This is a genomic window from Thermus composti (assembly GCF_014647535.1).
Lineage (GTDB): Bacteria > Deinococcota > Deinococci > Deinococcales > Thermaceae > Thermus > Thermus composti.
In genome coordinates this window covers 80,076-95,605 of the sequence record NZ_BMPJ01000005.1, presented here as the reverse complement: position 1 = coordinate 95,605, position 15,530 = coordinate 80,076, and the positions used below count along the sequence as shown (strand labels likewise).

General features: G+C 68.3%; 17 protein-coding genes and 1 pseudogene. 16 read left to right on the top strand and 2 right to left on the bottom strand.

Going from position 1 to position 15,530, the window contains the following annotated elements; translation table 11 throughout:
* From IEX93_RS03235 to IEX93_RS03175, 13 genes and pseudogenes are all read left to right on the top strand, one after another.
* Positions 1-330: pseudogene (locus IEX93_RS03235) on the top strand (vWA domain-containing protein); the annotation flags it as partial.
* Between the two features lie 7 nt (positions 331-337).
* Positions 338-763: a DUF1999 family protein gene (locus IEX93_RS03230; protein WP_188846395.1), complete on the top strand. Its 426-nt coding sequence runs from the start codon at positions 338-340 to the stop codon at positions 761-763.
* Between the two features lie 7 nt (positions 764-770).
* On the top strand, positions 771-980 hold the full coding sequence (locus IEX93_RS03225) for a heavy-metal-associated domain-containing protein (protein ID WP_188846393.1): 210 nt from the start codon (positions 771-773) through the stop codon (positions 978-980).
* 82 nt (positions 981-1,062) lie between these two features.
* Complete coding sequence (locus tag IEX93_RS03220) at positions 1,063-2,220, top strand: acyl-CoA dehydrogenase family protein (protein ID WP_188846391.1); 1,158 nt, start codon at positions 1,063-1,065, stop codon at positions 2,218-2,220.
* Positions 2,220-3,122, top strand: coding sequence for a DNA polymerase III subunit delta (gene holA, locus IEX93_RS03215; RefSeq protein WP_188846389.1), 903 nt, complete (start codon positions 2,220-2,222; stop codon positions 3,120-3,122). Before IEX93_RS03220 ends, holA begins: the two co-directional genes overlap by 1 nt.
* A 9-nt stretch (positions 3,123-3,131) precedes the next feature.
* Positions 3,132-4,526: a TldD/PmbA family protein gene (locus tag IEX93_RS03210; protein WP_188846387.1), complete on the top strand. Its 1,395-nt coding sequence runs from the start codon at positions 3,132-3,134 to the stop codon at positions 4,524-4,526.
* A complete protein-coding gene (locus IEX93_RS03205) occupies positions 4,523-5,836 on the top strand; it encodes a TldD/PmbA family protein (protein WP_188846385.1) in 1,314 nt (437 codons plus the stop codon). The genes IEX93_RS03210 and IEX93_RS03205 overlap by 4 nt, the downstream gene beginning before the upstream one ends.
* Positions 5,833-6,768, top strand: coding sequence for a 2-hydroxyacid dehydrogenase (locus IEX93_RS03200; protein ID WP_188846383.1), 936 nt, complete (start codon positions 5,833-5,835; stop codon positions 6,766-6,768). Before IEX93_RS03205 ends, IEX93_RS03200 begins: the two co-directional genes overlap by 4 nt.
* A gap of 5 nt (positions 6,769-6,773) precedes the next feature.
* Positions 6,774-7,520, top strand: coding sequence for a sulfite exporter TauE/SafE family protein (locus IEX93_RS03195; protein ID WP_188846381.1), 747 nt, complete (start codon positions 6,774-6,776; stop codon positions 7,518-7,520).
* 64 nt (positions 7,521-7,584) lie between these two features.
* Positions 7,585-7,914 (top strand): SPW repeat protein, encoded by a 330-nt coding sequence (locus IEX93_RS03190; RefSeq protein ID WP_188846380.1) that lies wholly within the window; start codon positions 7,585-7,587, stop codon positions 7,912-7,914.
* Positions 7,915-8,107: 193 nt separating this feature from the next.
* Positions 8,108-8,653, top strand: coding sequence for a bifunctional pyr operon transcriptional regulator/uracil phosphoribosyltransferase PyrR (gene pyrR / locus IEX93_RS03185; protein ID WP_188846378.1), 546 nt, complete (start codon positions 8,108-8,110; stop codon positions 8,651-8,653).
* Positions 8,650-9,558: an aspartate carbamoyltransferase catalytic subunit gene (locus IEX93_RS03180; RefSeq protein ID WP_188846376.1), complete on the top strand. Its 909-nt coding sequence runs from the start codon at positions 8,650-8,652 to the stop codon at positions 9,556-9,558. Before pyrR ends, IEX93_RS03180 begins: the two co-directional genes overlap by 4 nt.
* Entirely contained in the window at positions 9,555-10,835 is a 1,281-nt protein-coding gene (locus IEX93_RS03175; protein ID WP_188846374.1) for a dihydroorotase, read from the top strand. Before IEX93_RS03180 ends, IEX93_RS03175 begins: the two co-directional genes overlap by 4 nt.
* A gap of 116 nt (positions 10,836-10,951) precedes the next feature.
* Here the strand turns inward: IEX93_RS03175 and IEX93_RS03170 are convergent, their stop codons facing one another.
* On the bottom strand, positions 10,952-11,986 hold the full coding sequence (locus IEX93_RS03170; protein WP_188846371.1) for a quinone-dependent dihydroorotate dehydrogenase: 1,035 nt from the start codon (positions 11,984-11,986) through the stop codon (positions 10,952-10,954).
* Positions 11,987-12,010: 24 nt separating this feature from the next.
* Here IEX93_RS03170 and IEX93_RS11435 point away from each other — a divergent pair, with 24 nt between their 5' ends.
* The 3 genes from IEX93_RS11435 (at position 12,011) to lon (ending at position 14,974) form a co-directional block, all read left to right on the top strand.
* A complete protein-coding gene (locus IEX93_RS11435; RefSeq protein ID WP_229906085.1) occupies positions 12,011-12,190 on the top strand; it encodes a hypothetical protein in 180 nt (59 codons plus the stop codon).
* Entirely contained in the window at positions 12,181-12,528 is a 348-nt protein-coding gene (locus tag IEX93_RS03165; RefSeq protein WP_229906084.1) for a hypothetical protein, read from the top strand. The genes IEX93_RS11435 and IEX93_RS03165 overlap by 10 nt, the downstream gene beginning before the upstream one ends.
* Before the next feature lie 61 nt (positions 12,529-12,589).
* A complete protein-coding gene (gene lon / locus IEX93_RS03160; RefSeq protein WP_188846367.1) occupies positions 12,590-14,974 on the top strand; it encodes an endopeptidase La in 2,385 nt (794 codons plus the stop codon).
* On the opposite strand, the gene IEX93_RS03155 is transcribed toward lon, so the two are convergent.
* A complete protein-coding gene (locus tag IEX93_RS03155) occupies positions 14,971-15,528 on the bottom strand; it encodes a molybdenum cofactor guanylyltransferase (protein WP_188846365.1) in 558 nt (185 codons plus the stop codon). The genes lon and IEX93_RS03155 overlap by 4 nt on opposite strands.
* Positions 15,529-15,530: the final 2 nt, after the last annotated feature.

The window sequence follows — 15,530 nt, the reverse complement described above, 5'->3', positions numbered from 1 at the left end:
CTCCCCCCGCCCCCACCCCCCCAGGGCCCCTGGCAGGCCCTGGCGGAGGGGGAAGGGGGGGTGGGGCTCCTTTTCGCCGCGGAAGGGGGGCTTTACCTGCCGCCCTTGGAAGCCATCCAGGATAAGCCCTTCTTTCCCCTCCTGGTCTACAACTTCCTCAAGCCCTACCGGGAGGTGCGCTCTGGCCTTCTGGCCCCGGAGGAGACCCTCCTCCCCACCCCCGAAAGGAGCTTCCTCCCCAAGGCCCAAGGGGGGGCGGGGCGCTTCCTCGCCCTTCTTGCGGCCTTGGTCCTCCTCCTCGAGGCCCTCCGCTTCCGCTTCCGGGCATAATGGGGCCATGCGCTTCCGCCCCTTCACCGAGGAAGACCTGGACCGGCTCAACCAGCTAGCGGGGAAAAGGCCCGTAAGCCTCGGCGCCCTCCGCTTCTTCGCCCGCACGGGCCACTCCTTCCTGGCGGAGGAGGGGGAGGAGCCCATGGGCTTCGCCCTAGCCCAGGCAGTGTGGCAGGGGGAGGCCACCACGGTCCTCATCACCCGGATAGAGGGGAAGGAGCCGAGGGTCTTGGAGGGCCTCCTGGCCGCCGTGGTGAAAAGCGCCTACGACGCCGGGGTCTACGAGGTGGCCCTCCACCTGGACCCAGAGCGCAAGGACCTGGAGGAGGCCCTAAGGGCCCAGGGCTTCGCCATCGGGCCCCTGGTCCTGGCGGTGCGGGTCCTGGGAAGCCGGGGCCTAAGGGGCGAGACCCGGGGCGTCCTAGAATAGGAAGGATATGAACCGCGTCCTTATCGGGATCCGGGGGGAGCCCACCCCTGAGGGGATGGAGCGGGTGGTGCGGGCCCTAAAGGCCCTGGAAGGCGTGCGGGAGGCCCAGGCCACGGGGCCCGCCCAGGTCCTGGTGGAGTACGACCCCCAAAGCCTCACGGTCATGGACCTGATCCGCACCGTCCGGGAGCAGGGCTTCCTGGCGGGAATGCTCTAAGGGCCCCTAAAGAGGGAATGCCCATGGCCTAAGGCGGGCCCCCATGTGGCAAGCCCAAGGGGTGGGCGCTTAGACTTAGGGCATGCTGGACTTCTACGCCCTGGAGGACCTCCTCACCCTCGAGGAGAAGGAGATTCAGAAGGCGGCCCGCCGCTTCCTGGAGAAGGAAGCCCTGCCCTATATCCGCGACTGGTGGGAGGAAGGGGTCTTCCCCACCCACCTCATCCCCAGATTCGCCGAGCTGGGCTTCCTAGGCCCCACCCTACCCCCCGAGTACGGGGGGGCGGGGGTTTCCAGCGCCGCCTACGGCCTCATCTGCTACGAGCTGGAGCGGGTGGACTCGGGGCTAAGGAGCTTCGTGAGCGTGCAAAGCTCCCTGGTGATGTACCCCATCTACACTTACGGGAGCGAGGCGCAAAAGCGGGAGTTCCTCCCTAAGCTTGCCCGGGGGGAGATGGTGGGGGCTTTCGGCCTCACCGAGCCCGACGGGGGCTCGGACCCCTACGGCAACATGAAGACCCGGGCGCGGCGCGATGGGGACACCTGGGTCCTGAACGGCACCAAGATGTGGATCACCAACGGCAACCTGGCCCACCTCGCCCTCATCTGGGCCAAGGACGAGGAGGGCCGGGTCCTGGGCTTCCTTGTCCCCACGGACACCAAGGGCTTCCAGGCCCGGGAGGTGAAGCGCAAGATGTCCCTCCGGGCCTCGGTGACCAGCGAGCTCGTCCTGGAGGACGTGCGGGTGCCCGAGTCCCTGCGCCTCCCCAAGGCGGAGGGCCTCAAGGCCCCCCTCTCCTGCCTCACCCAGGCCCGCTTCGGCATCGCCTGGGGGGTCTTAGGAGCTTTGGAAGCGGTCTACGAGGAGGCGGTGGCCTTCGCCAAGAACCGCACCACCTTCGGGGAGCCCATCGCTAAGAAGCAGCTGGTCCAGGCCAAGCTGGCGGACATGCTCGCCTGGCACACGGAAGGGCTCCTCCTCGCCTGGCGGCTTGCCCGGCTTAAGGACGAGGGGAAGCTCACCCCCGCCCAGGTCTCCCTGGCCAAGCGGCAGAACGTGGAAAAGGCCCTCAAGGCCGCCCGCATGGCCCGGGAGATCCTTGGGGGAAGCGGCATCACCCTGGAGTACCACGCCATCCGGCACATGCTCAACCTGGAGACCGTCTACACCTACGAGGGCACCCACGAGGTCCACACCCTGGTCCTGGGGCGGGAGGCCACGGGGCTTAACGCCTTCTGATGGTCATCGCCTTCACCGGCGACCCCTTTTTGGCCCGGGAGGCCCTTCTGCAGGAGGCGAGGCTTCGGGGCCTTGCCCGCTTCACCGAGCCCACCCCCGAGGCCCTGGCCCAGGCCCTCGCCCCGGGGCTTTTCGGGGGCGGGGGGGCGATGCTGGACCTGAGGGAGGTGGGGGAAGGAGAATGGAAAGCCCTAAAGCCCCTCCTGGAGGGCGTGCCCGAGGGGATCCCCGTCCTCCTCTTAGACCCCAAGCCAAGCCCTTCCCGGGCCGCCTTCTACCGGAACCGGGAAAGGCGGGACTTCCCCACCCCCAAGGGGAAGGACCTCCTGCGCCACATAGAAAACCGGGCCAAGCGCTTGGGGCTTAAGCTCCCCGCAGGGGTGGTCCAGTACCTGGCAAGCCTCCAGGCGGACCTCGAGGCCCTGGAAAGGGAGCTGGAAAAGCTTACCCTCCTCTCCCCTCCCCTCACCTTGGAGAAGGTGGAAAAGGTGGTGGCCCTAAGGCCCCCGGTCACGGGGTTTGACCTGGTGCGGGCCGCCCTCGAGGGCCACTCCAAGGAGGCCCTGAGGCGCCTTCGGGCCCTCAAGGAGGAGGGGGAAGAGCCTTTGAGGGTCCTTGGGGCCTTCTCCTGGCAGATCGCCCTTCTCGCCCGGGCGTGGATGCTCCTTCGGGAAAACCCTAGGCCCAAGGAGGAGGACCTCGCCCGCCTCGAGGCCCACCCCTTCGCCGCCCGGCGGGCTTTGGAGATGGCCAAAGGCCTATCCCGGGAAGCCCTCAAAGGGGCCTTGGACCTCCTGGTGGAGGCGGAGGCCAGGGCCAAGGGGGGAAAAGACCCCTGGCTCGCCTTGGAGGTCCTGGCCCTTTCCTTGGGGCGGTTGACCGGCGGGTCAGAAGCCGGGTAAACTCCTCCCATGCTCCCACCTGAAGCGGTGGAAACCGTGCTGCGAAGGGCCCTTAGGGGCGGGGCGGACTTCGCCGAGGTCTACGCCGAGCGCTCCCTAAGGCGCAGGATGAAGGTGCGCTCGGGCCAGCTGGAGGAGGCCCTTTCCGGCCTGGACCTAGGGGTGGGGATAAGGCTTTTCTTCGGAACCCAGGTGGTCTACGCCTACACCAACGACCTCTCCCGCCAAGGCCTCGAGGAAGCCCTGGAGACCCTCCTTAGGGCCAAGGGAGCCTTGGGCCAGGTGGACGAAAAAGGACAAGGGGGCCTGGACTTCCGCAAGGCGAGGCCCCAAGGCCTCCACGCCCCCAAGGTGCCCCTTTCCGCCAAGGACAAGCGCTACCGGCTGGAAAGGCTTTTGGAGGCGGAGGCCGGGGCCCGGATCGCCCCCGAGATCCGCCAGGTGGAGGCAAGCCTTTTAGAGTGGGAGCAGGAGGTCCTCGTGGCCAACACCGAAGGGACCTGGGCCGAGGAGAAGAGGGTGCGCACCCGACTCCACGTGCTGGCGGTGGCCCAGGAGGGCGCCGAGGTCCAGACCGGGGTAAGCGCCCCCGGGAAGAGCGTGGGCCTGGAGCTCTTTGACCTCTACCCCCCCAAGGCCATCGGGGAGAAGGCCGCCCGCCAGGCCCTCACCAACCTCAAGGCCAGGCCCGCCCCCGCGGGCACCTTTCCCGTGGTGGTGGGCAATGGCTTCGGCGGGGTCCTCTTCCACGAGGCGGTGGGCCACCTCCTGGAGACCACCAGCGTGGCCAAGAAGGCGAGCGTCCTCGCCGACAAGCTCGGGGAGGTGGTGGCAAACCCCGCCGTCACCTACATTGACGACGGCACCCTGCCCCACGCCTGGGGCTCCAGCGAGTGGGACGACGAGGGCCGCCCCACGGAGCGGACCGTTCTCATAGAAAAGGGCATCCTCAAGAGCTACATGGTGGACCGGCTGGGCCACCTCCTCACCGGCTACCCCCTAACGGGCTCGGGCCGCCGCCAGGACTACACCTTCGCCCCCACCTCCCGCATGCGCAACACCTTCCTGGCCCCAGGGGAGGCGGAGGTGGAGGACCTCTTCGCCGGGATAGACTTCGGCCTTTACGCCAAGGAGATGGGGGGCGGGCAGGTGAAGCCGGGAAGCGGGGAGTACAACTTCGCCGTGCAGGAGGCCTACATCATCCGCAACGGCCGCATAGAGGAGCCCGTGCGGGGGGCGATGCTGGTGGGCAAGGGCCCCGAGACCCTCATGCGGGTGGTGGCCGTGGCCCAGGACCTGGAAAACGCCCCGGGGATGTGCGGAAGCCTCTCGGGGGCCGTCCCCGTGGAGGTGGGCCAGCCCCACGTCCTGGTCTCGGAGATCGTGGTGGGAGGTCGGGCATGACCCTGGAGGAAGCGAAGCGCTACCTGCTCCGGCGGGCCAAGGAGCTGGGCCTCGAGGCCGAGGTCCTCTTCCGGGAGGAAAGGGAGCTCTCCCTAAGGGCCCGGGGGGGAACCCTGGAGGAGATCAAGGAGGCAAGGCAAGGGGGCCTCGGCCTCCGGGTGGTGGCCGAGGGAAGGGTGGGCTACGCCTACACCGAGGAGCTCTCCCCTGAGGCCCTGGACTGGGCCCTGGAGGAGGCCCGGGAAAACGCCCTCCTTTCGGGCAAAAGGGGGTTTCTGCCCCCGGGCAAGCCCTTAGGAAGCCACGACCTCCTGGGCGAGGGGCTTTCCGCCCCCCTCGAGGCCAAGAAGGAGGCCGCCTTGGCCCTGGAGCGCGCCCTGCGGGAAGACCCCCGGGTGCGGAGCGTCCTCTTCGGGGGGTACATGGAGCGGGAGGTGCGCCTGGGCTTAGGGAGCACCGAGGGGGCAGAGGGCGCCTACCGGACGGGGATCGCTGCCCTTTCGGGAAGCTTCGTCATGGCCCAAGGGGATGGCCGCAAGCAGGGGTGGGACCTTAGGCCCACAAAGGAGTTCCACGCCCTGGACCCGGGCCGCACCGCCCTCGAGTTCCGGGAAAGGACGGCCAGGCTCTTGGAGGCCAGGCCCCTGAAAACGGGCCGCTACCGGGCCTACCTGGAGCCCAGGGCCATGGCCCAGCTCCTCGCCGTCTTGGCCCAGGCCCTCTCGGGGAAAAACGCCCTGGAGGGAAAAAGCCGCCTCTTAGGGAGGCTTGGGGAGAGGATCGCAAGCCCCCTGGTGACCCTCGTGGACGACCCCACCCTCCCCCAGGGCCTCGCCTCCCGCCCCTTTGACGCCGAGGGCACCCCGGCCCGGCCCGTGGCGGTGGTAGCGGAAGGGATCTTCCAAACCTTCCTCCACAACGCCGAGACCGCCCAAGCCCTGGGCCAGGCCAACACCGGCCACGCCTACCGGAACTACGCCTCCCCCATGGGCGTGGCCCCCAGCAACCTCTACCTGAAGCCCCTGGGCAACCTGAGCCTGGAGGAAGGCGTCTTGATCACCGAGTTCATGGGCCTCCACGCCGGGGCCAATCCCGTGAGCCTGGACTTCTCCTTACAGGCCCTGGGGCTTTGGGTGGAGGAGGGGGAGGCCCGGCACGCCGTGGAGAACTTCGCCGTGAGCGGGAACCTCCTGGACCTCCTCCAGGCCATAGAGGGCCTGGGCAAGGAACTGGCCTGGGAGCCCATGGGCCCAAGCGCCTTCGGGAGCCCCCTGGTGGCCGTGGCCGAGCTCTCCTTCGCCGGGGCATGAAGGTCCTCGTCACCCGCACCCTGCCGGGCAAGGCCCTGGACCGCCTGAGGGCGAGGGGCCTCCAGGTAGAGGTCCACGAGGGGCTTTTCCTCCCCAGGGAGGAGCTTCTAAAGCGGGTGGAAGGGGCGGTGGGCCTCATCCCCACGGTGGAGGACCGCATAGACGCCCAGGTCATGGACCGGGCCGGAAGCCTCAAGGTCATCGCCTGCTACAGCGTGGGGGTGGACCACGTGGACCTGAAGGCGGCCAGGGAAAGGGGCATCCGGGTCACGAACACCCCGGACGTCCTCACCGAGGCCACCGCCGACCTCACCTTAGCCCTCCTCCTCGCCGTGGCGAGGCGGGTGGTGGAAGGGGTGGACTACGCCCGGGACGGGCTTTGGCGGGCCTGGCACCCTGAGCTCCTTTTGGGCCTGGACCTCCAGGGCCTCACCCTGGGCCTCGTGGGCATGGGGCGGATCGGCCAGGCGGTGGCCAAGCGGGCCGAGGCCTTCGGCTTAAGGATCGTCTACCATAGCCGCACGAGGAAACCCCTCCCCTACCCCTTCCTCCCCCTGGAGGAACTCCTCGCCACCGCCGACATCGTCTCCCTCCACACCCCCCTCACCCCGGAAACCCACAGGCTCCTCAACCGGGAAAGGCTCTTCGCCATGAAGCGGGGGGCCATCCTCCTCAACACCGCCCGGGGGGCCCTGGTGGACACCGAAGCCCTGGTGGAAGCCCTAAAGGGCCACCTCTTCGGGGCAGGCCTAGACGTGACCGACCCCGAGCCCCTCCCTCCAGGCCACCCCCTCTACCGCCTGCGAAACGCCGTCATCACCCCCCATATCGGCTCGGCGGGGCGGCGCACCCGGGAACGCATGGCGGAGGTGGCGGTGGAAAACCTCCTCGCCGTCCTGGAGGGGCGGGAGCCACCAAACCCGGTAGTATAGGCGTCATGGGCCTTCTCATCGGCTTCCTCGGCGGGGTCTTCGGCGGCCTCGTGGGCCTTGGCGGCGGCACGGTGATGATCCCCTTGATGGTGGGGCTTCTCAAGCTTCCCCAGCACAAAGCCCACGGCACAAGCCTCGTGGCGGTCTTCTTCACGGGGCTCGTGGGGGCCTTGACCTACGGGCTCCAGGGTTCCTTGGACCTGAAGGCGGCGTTTTTTTTGGCCCTCACCGCCATCCTCACCGCCCGCCTGGGCGCCCGCTTCGCCCACGGCCTCTCCGAGAGAAACCTCAAACGGTCCTTCGGCTGGTTCCTCATCGCCGTGAGCTTCCTCCTTCTCTTAAGGCCCTACCTGGCCCCCGTGGGCCTGGTGCGGGGTGAGGTCCTCCAGGACCTCGCCCTCCTCCTCGCCGGGGCCTTCACCGGCTTCCTCTCGGGGATGATGGGGGTGGGCGGGGGGACGATCATGGTTCCCGCCATGGTCCTCCTCCTGGGGATGCCCCAGCACACCGCCCAGGGGACGAGCCTCCTCGCCATGGTCCCGGCAAGCCTGGTGGGGGCCTACACCCACCTGCGCTTAGGCAACGTGGACCAAAACCTGGCCCCCGGCCTGGTGCCTGGGGTCCTGGCGGGCACCTTCCTCGGGGGGGAACTCGCCCACTTCCTCCCGGAGGGCACCTTGCGGCTCGGCTTCGCCGCCGTGCTCCTTTGGACGGGGTGGCGGTACGTCCGTCCCTCTCCCGGGAAAAAGTAACCTTTTACACTCTTCGCCAGGCTCAAGCGCTTTCACAATAAAAAGCGAAAGGAGGTGAGCAACCATGACGCGCTGGCAGGACTGGGCCAACCTCGTCCTGGGCGTTTGGCTCATCCTCTCCCCGTGGCTTTTGGGCTATAGCGGCACCCCGGCCGCCCTGTGGAACGCCGTCCTCATCGGGATAGTGGTGGGTTTCATGGCCCTTTTGCACCTAAGGGGCGGCCCCATGTGGGAGGAGTGGCTAAACGTCCTCCTGGGCGTCTGGCTCATCCTCTCCCCCTGGATCCTGGGCTTTAGCGGGATGGCCAACGCCACCTGGAACGCGGTGATCGTGGGCCTCCTGGTGGGCGCCTTGGCCCTGAGCGTCACCCGGGAGAAGCCCAAGGCGGCCTAACCCGTCCCCGGTACCCGCCCAAGGCACCTCCTGGGCGGGTGCTTGCGCTTCTTTAGGCCCCGGTGTAAGGTGGGGGTGGCCTTTAAACCGGTCCTGCGAGGCCGGAAAGGGGGATAGATGCGAGAAACAAGGGAGGCCCGAAAGGAAGGAAAAAGCGGAGGCTTTAGCCTCCGCTTTTTTTTGGGGGTGAGGTATGCGCTTTAAGGCGGAGCTTTTGAACGCCGAGGAGATGCGGCGGGCCCTTTACCGCATCGCCCACGAGATCGTGGAGGCCAACAAGGGGACGGAGGGCCTCCTCCTAGTGGGAATCCACACCCGGGGGATTCCCCTCGCCCAAAGGATCGCCCGCTTCATCGGGGAGTTTGAGGGGAAGGAGGTGCCCGTGGGGGCCCTGGACATCACCCTCTACCGGGACGACCTCACCGAGGTGGGCCTCAGGCCCCAGGTGCGGGAGACCCGGATCCCCTTTGACATCACCGGGAAGGCCATCGTCCTGGTGGACGACGTCCTCTACACGGGCCGCACCGCCCGGGCCGCCCTGGACGCCCTCATGGACCTGGGAAGGCCGAGGCGCATCTACCTGGCGGTCCTGGTGGACCGGGGGCACCGGGAGCTTCCCATCCGGGCGGACTTCGTGGGCAAGAACGTCCCCACCGCCAAAAGCGAGGTGGTGAAGGTGAAGGTGGCGGAGGTGGACGGGGAGGACCGGGTGGAGCTTTGGGAAAGGGAGGGGGCATGAGGCACCTCCTGGACTTCCAAGGGTGGACGCGGCAAGAGGTGGAAAGCCTCCTGGACACGGCCAAGGTGATGCGGGAGGTTCTAAAGCGCCCCATCAAGAAGGTCCCCGCCCTCCAGGGCTTCACCGTGGCCACGGTCTTCTTTGAACCTTCCACGAGGACGCGGATCTCCTTTGAGCTGGCGGCCCGGCGCATGTCCGCGGACGTGGTCTCCTTCGCCGCCCAGACCAGTAGCCTCCAGAAGGGGGAAAGCTACAAGGACACCCTCCTCACCCTCGAGGCCATGGGGGTGGACGCTTACGTGATCCGGGCCGACAGCGCCGGCGTGCCCCACCAGGCCACCCGCTGGGTCAAAGGCGCCGTCATCAACGGGGGGGATGGCCGCCGCGCCCACCCCACCCAGGCCCTCCTGGACGCCTACACCCTCCTGGAGGCCTTGGGAAGCCTCGAGGGCAAGAAGATCGCCATCGTGGGGGACATCCTCCACTCCCGGGTGGCCCGCTCCAACGCCGAGCTCCTCTCCCTCCTCGGAGCCCAGGTCTTCTGCGCCGGCCCCCCAAGCCTCTTGCCCCAGGCCCTTCCCGGGGCGAGGCTTACCCCGAGCCTCGAGGAGGCCTTGGAGGAGGCGGACGCGGTCATGGTCCTTAGGCTTCAGAAAGAGCGCATGGAAGCGGGGCTTATCCACCTGGAGGACTACATCGCCCGCTACCAGGTGACGGAAGCAAGGCTTAAGCGGGCAAAACCAGAAGCCCCCCTCCTCCACCCGGGGCCCATGAACCGGGACGTGGAGCTGGAGGGGGCCTTGGCGGACTCGGAAAGGAGCCTGGTGAACCGGCAGGTGCAAAACGGGGTGGCGGTGCGCATGGCGGTGCTCTACCACCTCCTGGTGGGAAAGGAGGGGGCATGATCCTAATCCGGAACGTGCGGCTGGTGGACGCCCTGGGGGAAAGGGGCCCCGCGGACGTCCTCATCGGCGAAGGAAGGATCCTCTCCCTGGAAGGTGGCGCGGCGCAACGGGTCATAGACGGCACGGCGTGCTTCCTCGCCCCCGGGTTTTTGGACCTCCACGCCCACCTGCGGGAGCCGGGGGAGGAGGTGAAGGAAGACCTCGCCACCGGGCTTTTGGCGGCGGTGCGGGGGGGGTACACGGACCTCGTCTCCATGCCCAACACCAAGCCCCCCGTGGACACCCCGGAGGCGGTGCGGGCCCTGAAGGAGAAGGCCAAGGCCCTGGGCCTCGCCCGGCTCCACCCGGCGGCCGCCCTCACGGAGGGGCAGGAGGGGAAGACCCTCACCCCGGCGGGGCTTCTCAAGGAGGCGGGGGCGGTCCTCCTCACCGACGACGGCCGCACCAACGAGGACGCCGGGGTCTTAGGGGCGGGGCTTCTCATGGCCGCTGCCTTAGGCCTTCCCGTGGCGGTGCACGCGGAGGACGCGGGCCTAAGGCGGGGCGGGGTGATGAACGACGGGGCCCTATCCGACCTCTTGGGCCTTCCCGGGAACCCCCCGGAGGCCGAGGCCGCCCGCATCGCCCGGGACCTGGAGGTCCTGCGCTACGCCCTAAGGCGCGCCCAGGGGAGGCCCCATCTCCACATCCAACACCTCTCCACGAAACGGGGTCTGGAGCTCGTCCGGGAGGCCAAGCGGGCGGGCCTCCCCATAACCGCCGAGGCCACCCCCCACCACCTCACCCTCACCGAGGAGGCCCTGAAGGCCTTTGACCCCCTTTTCAAGGTGGCCCCGCCCCTGCGGGGGGAAGAGGACCGGGAAGCCCTCCTGGAGGGGCTTCTTGACGGCACCCTAGACGCCATCGCCACCGACCACGCCCCCCACACCCTGGCGGAGAAGGAGATGGACCTCCTAAGGGCCCCCTTCGGGATCCCAAGCCTCGAGGTGGCCTTCCCCCTCCTCTACACCGAGCTCCACCTGAAGCGGGGCTTTCCCCTGGCGAGGCTCGTGGAGCTTTTCACCGACGGGCCGAGAAGGGTTCTGGGCCTTCTTTCTATCCACCTGGAGGAGGGGGCCGAGGCGAGCCTCGTCCTCCTCTCCCCCAAGGAGCGCCCCGTGGACCCCGGCCGCTTCGCCTCCAAGGCCCGCTACTCCCCCTGGGCGGGGTGGCGGCTTGGGGGCTGGCCCGTCCTCACCCTGGTGGAAGGACGCATCGTCCACGAGGCGCTGGAATAGGGTTGGAAGCGGACGCCACTGGCCTAAGGCCGAAGTGGGTGGGGGGCTTCCCCTCTGGGAGGCCCTCCCCCCTTACCGCCACCCAAAGGGGGTGGACCGGATCCACCCAAGGACCCTCACCGCCTAAGGTCCTCGAGGCGGGAAACCCCCTCGGCGGCCATCAGGGTAAGAAGCCCTTTTAGAAGCCTCCGGGGAAAGAGGGGCCCCCCGTAGACGAAGCCCGTGTAAACCTGGACCAGGCTCGCCCCCGCCTTAAGCCGCTCCCAGAGGTCAAGGGCCGTCTCCACCCCCCCCACGCTCACCAGGACGAGGCCCGGGATTTGGGCCAGGTGCTTGAGGACCTCCAAAGCCCTTCCCTTCAGGGGCCTTCCCGAAAGCCCCCCCTCCTCCCGGGCCCAGGGGCTCTTCAAGCCCTCCCGGGCCACGGTGGTGTTCACCGCCACCAGGCCCTGGAGGCGGTGCTTTAGGGCCAGGGCCGCCACCTCCTCCAAGGCCTCCCAGGAGAGGTCCGGGGCCACCTTGAGGAGGAGGGGCTTGGTGGTGGCCGGGCGGAGGCGGGCAAGGAGCTCGTCCAAAAAAGGGCCTTCCTGCAAGGCGCGAAGCCCCGGGGTGTTGGGAGAGCTCACGTTCAGGACGAAGTAGTCCCCGTGGGGCTCCAAAACCCGCAGGGCCTCGAGGTAGTCCTCGGCGGCCCTCGCCAGGGGGGTGTCCCGGTTCTTCCCTAGGTTCACCCCCACAGGGAAAGGAAGCCCCCTTTCCCGGAAGGCCTTCAGGCGCCCGGCCGCCGCCAGGGCCCCGGCGTTGTTGAAGCCCATGCGGTTGATGAGGGCGCGGTCCTCGGGAAGGCGGAAAAGCCTCGGCCTCGGGTTTCCCTCCTGGGGCCTTGGGGTGAGGGTCCCCACCTCGGCGAAGCCGAAGCCCAAGGCCCACCAGGCCCCTAGGGCCCTGGCGTCCTTATCCATCCCCGCCGCCAGGCCCAAGGGGTTGGGAAAGGAGACCCCAAAGGCCTCCACCCTAAGCCTCGGGTCCTCCACCCGAAGAAGCCTCGCGGGCACCTCCAGCAAGGGCCCCCTTTCCGACCAGAAGGCGAGAAGCCCCAAGGCGAGCCCGTGGGCCGTCTCGGGGTCCAGGGCGAAGAGGAGGCGGTGCATACCCCCCCATGATAGGCTTTGGGCATGCGGCGCCGGGCCTTCCTCCTAGCCCTTCTGCTTTCCGCCTGCAGCTACACCCTCACCGTGAACCTAGGCTCCTTGAGCCTGAACCTGACGGACCTCCCCCCCTCCCCTCCTTTCGGGGGGGACTACGTGGCCTTCCCCAAGGCCCCCATACCTTCTCCCCGCCTCCTGTGGACGTGATAAAGGCCATCCGGGTGGAAGGGCAGGCGGTGGCCAACGTCCCCCTAAGCCAAAACCTCACGGTCTACGGCCGCCTCGAGGACCCGGCCCAAAACCCCTCCTGCCAACCCCTGGGAAACCTCGTCCTCTGCCCCATGGAAGCCGCGGGAGAAGCCCTTGGGACCATCGCCTTCCAGAGCCAGGCCGAGACCTCCTTCACCCTCAGCGGGAACGTCCTGGTCCAGGGGGTGCGTCAGGGGAAGCTCTGGTTCGGCCTCCGGATAGAGGGCGCCCTGCCCCCAGGGCTTTCCCAGATTGAGCTTAAAAACCTCAAGGGGTACATCACCGTGGGCCTCTAGCCCCTAAGATTGTGCCCCCGGCCCGCCCCCGGGCCGGAAGGGGGCTTATCATGGAGGGTAGATGAAGGAGCTACGCCTAGAACTTCCCGTTCTTCCCCTTAGGAACACCGTCGTCCTCCCCCACACCACCACCGGGGTGGACGTGGGCCGCCCCAAGAGCAAAAGGGCGGTGGAAGAAGCCCTGGCCGCAGACCGCCTCCTCGTCCTGGTGACCCAGAAGGACCCCGAGGTGGACGACCCCGCCCCTGAGGACCTTTACGGGGTGGGCACCCTGGCCGTGGCCAAGCAGGCCCTGCGCCTCCCCGACGGCACCCTTCAGGTGATGGTGGAGGCAAGGAGCCGGGTGCGCCTCGAGGGCTACGTGGCCACCCCCTACCTGAGGGCGGTGGTGGAGGTCCTTCCTGAACCGCCCCTGGAGGACCCAAGCCTCGCCCGCGTCCTGGTGGGGGAGGTGCAGGAGGCCTTTGAGCGCTACCTGCAAAACCACAAGACCCTGCGCCTGGACCGCTACCAGCAGGAGGCCATCAAGAGCACCTTGGACCCCGCCATCCTGGCGGACCTCGTGGCCCACCACGCCACCTGGACCCTCCAGGAGAAGCAGGACCTCCTGGAGACCCTGGAGGTGGAGGAACGCCTGAAAAAGGTCCTGGCCCTCCTCCTCCGCGACCTGGAGCGGTTTGAGCTGGACAAGAAGATCGCCGCCCGGGTCAAGGAGCAGATGGACCAGAACCAACGGGAGTACTACCTCCGGGAGCAGATGAAGGCCATCCAGCGGGAGCTCGGGGGCGGGGAGGACTTCCTCACGGAGATTGAGGAGCTCCGCGAGCGCATTGAAAAGAAGGGTATGCCCGAGCCCGTGAAGGAAAAGGCCCTCAAGGAGCTCAAGCGCCTGGAGCGCATGCAACCCGGCTCCCCCGAGGCCACGGTGAGCCGCACCTACCTGGACTGGCTCCTGGAGGTCCCCTGGACCGAGGCCGACCCCGAGGTCCTGGACATCTCCGTGACCAAGCGGGTTCTGGACGAGGACCACTACGGCCTCAAGGAGGTGAAGGAAAGGATCCTGGAGTACCTGGCGGTGCGCCAGCTCACCCAGGGGAAGGAGGTCAAGGGCCACGCCCCCATCCTCTGCTTCGTGGGCCCTCCGGGGGTAGGTAAGACCTCCTTAGGCAAGAGCATCGCCCGGAGCATGAACCGCCGCTTCCACCGCATCTCCTTGGGGGGCGTGCGGGACGAGGCGGAGATCCGGGGCCACCGCCGCACCTACATCGGGGCCCTCCCCGGCAAGATCATCCAGGGGATGAAGCAGGTGGGGGTGGTGAACCCCGTCTTCCTCCTGGACGAGATTGACAAGCTCTCCTCCGACTGGCGGGGGGACCCGGCGGCGGCCCTCCTCGAGGTCTTGGACCCCGAGCAGAACCACGCCTTCACCGACCACTACCTGGACGTGCCCTACGACCTCTCCCGAGTCTTCTTCATCACCACCGCCAACACCCTCACCACCATCCCGAGGCCCCTTCTGGACCGGATGGAGGTCATTGAGATCCCCGGCTACACCCTCCCCGAGAAGCGGGCCATCGCCCGCCACTTCCGCTGGCCCTTCCAGGTGAAGGAGGCGGGGCTTGAGGGGAGGCTGGAGATCACCGACCGGGCCATTGACCGCATCGTCCAGGAGTACACCCGGGAGGCGGGGGTGCGCAACCTGGACCGGGAGCTTTCCAAGGTGGCCCGCAAGGCGGCCAAGGACTACCTGGAGGCCCCCTGGGAAGGGGTGCGGGTGGTGGACGCCCAGGACCTCGAGGCCTACCTGGGCGTCCCCAAGTACCGCCCCGACCGGGCGGAGAAGGAGCCCCAGGTGGGGGCGGCCCAGGGCCTGGCCTGGACCCCCTACGGGGGCACCCTCCTCACCATTGAGGCGGTGGCCGTCCCCGGCACGGGCAAGGTGAACCTCACCGGGAACCTGGGGGAGGTGATGAAGGAGTCGGCCCACGCCGCCCTCACCTACCTGAGGGCCCACCGGGAGGAGTGGGGGCTCCCGGAAGGCTTCCACAAGGACTACGATCTCCATATCCACGTCCCCGAGGGGGCCACGCCCAAGGACGGCCCCTCCGCCGGGATCACCATGGCCACCGCCCTGGCCAGCGCCCTCACGGGCCGCCCGGTGCGCATGGACATCGCCATGACCGGGGAGATCACCCTAAGGGGCAGGGTCCTCCCCATCGGCGGGGTCAAGGAAAAGCTTTTGGCCGCCCACCAGGCGGGGATCCACAAGGTGGTCCTCCCCAAGGAGAACGCCGCCGAGCTCAAGGAGGTGCCCGAGGAGATCCTCAAGGACCTGGAGATCACCCTCGTGGAGGAGGTGGGGGAGGTCCTAAGGCTCCTCCTCCTGCCCCCCGCCCCACCCCCCTTGGGCCAAGGGGAGCGGCCGCAACCGGGGGCCGGGGCCTAGGGCAGGGCCTCCTTGCGGTTGGCGTTCAGGAAAACCTCCCGGCCGAAGCGGGCCACCACCTCTTCTCCGGGAACCTGGGTGGCCCCCAAGGCCTCCACCACCCGCCGAAGGCGGAAATCCCCCTCCCGGATCTGCCGCTCCACCTGGGGCAGGCAGTCCCTGTGGTAAAAGGCCATGAGGGGCTCCAGGTGCCCCTCGGGGTTTTGGACCACCACCACGGGGTGGGGGGAGGCCTGGGCCTTCTCGTAGAGGAAGGCCCAGTAGGCCGGGCTCAGGAAGGGAAGGTCGCAGGCGGCCACGGCCACCCAGGGGTTTTTGGCGTGGGAAAGGGCGGAGTGGAGGCCGGAGAGGCTATCCGCCTCTGGAAGGAAGTCGGGATAGACGGGAACGCCAAAACCCTCGTAGGAGCGGTTCGCCACGATGAAGCGCTCGGAAGCCCCCGAAAGGCTTTCCAAGACCCAAAGGAGGAGGGGCTTTCCCCGGTAGGGGTAAAGGGCCTTGTCCTCCCCGAAGCGCCTCGAGGCCCCTCCCGCAAGGACCGCTCCCGAGTACACCC

Coding starts and splice junctions, on each gene's coding strand:
- IEX93_RS03200 (WP_188846383.1), top strand. CDS start 5,833: ATGAAGGTCCTCGTCACCCGCACCCTGCCGGGCAAGGCCCTGGACCGC.
- IEX93_RS03230 (WP_188846395.1), top strand. CDS start 338: ATGCGCTTCCGCCCCTTCACCGAGGAAGACCTGGACCGGCTCAACCAG.
- IEX93_RS03225 (WP_188846393.1), top strand. CDS start 771: ATGAACCGCGTCCTTATCGGGATCCGGGGGGAGCCCACCCCTGAGGGG.
- holA (WP_188846389.1), top strand. CDS start 2,220: ATGGTCATCGCCTTCACCGGCGACCCCTTTTTGGCCCGGGAGGCCCTT.
- IEX93_RS03220 (WP_188846391.1), top strand. CDS start 1,063: ATGCTGGACTTCTACGCCCTGGAGGACCTCCTCACCCTCGAGGAGAAG.
- IEX93_RS03175 (WP_188846374.1), top strand. CDS start 9,555: ATGATCCTAATCCGGAACGTGCGGCTGGTGGACGCCCTGGGGGAAAGG.
- IEX93_RS11435 (WP_229906085.1), top strand. CDS start 12,011: ATGCGGCGCCGGGCCTTCCTCCTAGCCCTTCTGCTTTCCGCCTGCAGC.
- IEX93_RS03190 (WP_188846380.1), top strand. CDS start 7,585: ATGACGCGCTGGCAGGACTGGGCCAACCTCGTCCTGGGCGTTTGGCTC.
- IEX93_RS03210 (WP_188846387.1), top strand. CDS start 3,132: ATGCTCCCACCTGAAGCGGTGGAAACCGTGCTGCGAAGGGCCCTTAGG.
- IEX93_RS03170 (WP_188846371.1), bottom strand. CDS start 11,986: ATGCACCGCCTCCTCTTCGCCCTGGACCCCGAGACGGCCCACGGGCTC.
- IEX93_RS03180 (WP_188846376.1), top strand. CDS start 8,650: ATGAGGCACCTCCTGGACTTCCAAGGGTGGACGCGGCAAGAGGTGGAA.
- IEX93_RS03195 (WP_188846381.1), top strand. CDS start 6,774: ATGGGCCTTCTCATCGGCTTCCTCGGCGGGGTCTTCGGCGGCCTCGTG.
- IEX93_RS03205 (WP_188846385.1), top strand. CDS start 4,523: ATGACCCTGGAGGAAGCGAAGCGCTACCTGCTCCGGCGGGCCAAGGAG.
- pyrR (WP_188846378.1), top strand. CDS start 8,108: ATGCGCTTTAAGGCGGAGCTTTTGAACGCCGAGGAGATGCGGCGGGCC.
- lon (WP_188846367.1), top strand. CDS start 12,590: ATGAAGGAGCTACGCCTAGAACTTCCCGTTCTTCCCCTTAGGAACACC.